This is a genomic window from Salmonella sp. SAL4457 (assembly GCF_046548235.1).
GTDB classification, from domain to species: Bacteria; Pseudomonadota; Gammaproteobacteria; order Enterobacterales; family Enterobacteriaceae; genus Salmonella; species Salmonella enterica.
Genome location: NZ_JBGDZO010001137.1, coordinates 1 through 245, shown reverse-complemented (window position 1 = coordinate 245; position 245 = coordinate 1). Strand labels below are relative to the sequence as shown.

The 245-nt window shown below is 62.0% G+C and carries 1 protein-coding gene; it reads left to right on the top strand.

The window, feature by feature from the left end:
* Positions 1-245, top strand: a 245-nt coding sequence (locus tag ACLJNW_RS27740) for an amino acid permease (RefSeq protein WP_410961797.1), incomplete at both ends; no start/stop codon positions are given.

Genomic DNA, 245 nt, shown 5'->3' with positions numbered 1-245 from the left:
CAACGTGGTGTTCCGCGTACTGATCTTCTACGTGCTGGCCATCGTCGTGCTTTCCGCCATCATTCCCTGGCAACAGGCCGGGCTGATGGAAAGCCCGTTCGTGCAGGTGTTCGACATGGTCGGGATTCCCTACGCGGCGGACCTGATGAACTTCGTCATCCTCACCGCCATCCTCTCGGTAGGCAACTCGGGCCTGTACGCCTCGACGCGGATCCTCTGGGCGATGTCCAGGTCCGGCATGGCCC